The organism is Microvirga yunnanensis (assembly GCF_025460875.1).
Genome location: NZ_JAMXFI010000206.1, coordinates 1 through 1391 on the forward strand (window position 1 = coordinate 1; position 1391 = coordinate 1391).

At 59.0% G+C, this 1391-nt stretch carries 3 protein-coding genes; 2 read left to right on the top strand and 1 reads right to left on the bottom strand.

The annotated features are described in order from the left end of the window. On the top strand, positions 1-831 hold an 831-nt coding region (locus NF876_RS43055), incomplete at its 5' end, for a restriction endonuclease (protein ID WP_262273702.1). On the opposite strand, the gene NF876_RS43060 is transcribed toward NF876_RS43055, so the two are convergent. Beyond that, the gene (locus NF876_RS43060; protein ID WP_371823148.1) at positions 812-1105 is read right to left on the bottom strand and encodes a hypothetical protein; all 294 of its coding nucleotides are present in this window, start codon (positions 1103-1105) and stop codon (positions 812-814) included. The genes NF876_RS43055 and NF876_RS43060 overlap by 20 nt on opposite strands. Here NF876_RS43060 and NF876_RS43065 point away from each other — a divergent pair. Then, positions 1092-1280 carry a DUF3606 domain-containing protein gene (locus NF876_RS43065; RefSeq protein ID WP_210806982.1) on the top strand — a complete coding sequence of 63 codons (189 nt, stop codon included), beginning with the start codon at positions 1092-1094 and terminating at the stop codon, positions 1278-1280. The two genes, NF876_RS43060 and NF876_RS43065, sit on opposite strands and share 14 nt — an antisense overlap. The last annotated feature ends 111 nt before the right edge of the window (positions 1281-1391 follow it).

The window sequence follows — 1391 nt, forward strand, 5'->3', positions numbered from 1 at the left end:
AAGGGAATGTTTCAGTACCTTTGGAGACATAAAGCGTTCAGCGCTGTGCTGCTCCTGCTGTTCGGGGCCGGCTTATACCTGAAGCCGATCGCCGCCCGGTGCGGGTTGGCGCTGCTGCTCTTCTTGCGCCTGACGAAGGTCCATTCGCTTCTGCTGATCTATGATCTGACAGACCGGGCGGCCCTGAAGCATGTCCGGACCTTGGCGACCAAACGCGCACATATGATCTCGCCGGACGAGTATGGGAACGTCTCCGAGGAGACTTGGGACAAGCACCTGAACACCTTCATCAAGAAAACGCTCCTGCCGGAATTCCAGCGCAGGAAGATCGACCACCTTCTCGCCAAGAATCCTAAACGGTACGTCGCCCGTCTCAGAACACGGATCAACCGGATCATCGACCGGTACCAGCCGGCCGAGCCAGCGGCCGTATTCAATGACACGATGACAGGCAGAGAGTTTGAGCGCTACTGTCGGGAGATGCTACAGGAGGCTGGATGGCGTGCTGCGCTGACGCCCGGATCGGGCGACCAAGGCGCCGACATCATTGCCGAAAAGGAAGGCCGACGTGTTGTGATCCAATGCAAATTCTACAACGGTACTGTCGGCAACAAGGCGGTACAAGAAGCCTATGCCGCCGCGGCCTTTCAGGATGCACCTTATGCTGTCGTGGTTACCAACTCGGTCTTCACCAAGTCGGCTCATCAGCTCGCGCACAAGAATGGCGTGCTGCTGATGCACCATTCCGATCTGCCGCGGCTTGAGCTGATTATCACCAGCGGGGCAGGATCCCAGCGATACAAGATTCCATTTAGTCGTCAGATACCCTGAGGAAGTCGTCGATCGACAACTGTGCGGGACTAGCCGGATTCGCCTTCGGCATTCTGGGCCCTTCCTCGATACCCGCTGCAACCGGCTGTTTGCGCGGCATCGGGGTATCCTCCGACTGCATGCGCTTCATCCGGGCTTTCGCCTTGTCTCGCGCCTGAGCCTCCTCAGATTGCGGACCTTCAGTCAGCCACGTTCCGCGCTTAATCACCTCATTCACACGACCCTGGTTGATCCCAAGCTGGAAGGCGATCTCCTGCTGGATGTCTGATGACAAAGCCAATCGCGGCGGTACGCATCGGGGCCGGGTTGCCGGCGGCGAAGGATACGAGGTCGGCTACTTTGCCCGGAAGCACGGCATCAGCGTTGCGCAGGCCGAAGAGTTGATCAAGGAGCAAGGGAATAGCCGCGAGAAGCTCGATACAGCGGCTGGAAAGCTCAAGCGAGGCTAACCCCCTGGCAGCCCGGGCCCTGATGTTGGGTATGAGTGAGCACCGCATCTATGTTGGGACCGCCGCTTGGGCGATCCCAAAGCAGTACGATGACGCCTTCTCGAGCGAGGG

Coding starts and splice junctions, on each gene's coding strand:
- NF876_RS43065 (WP_210806982.1), top strand. CDS start 1,092: ATGTCTGATGACAAAGCCAATCGCGGCGGTACGCATCGGGGCCGGGTT.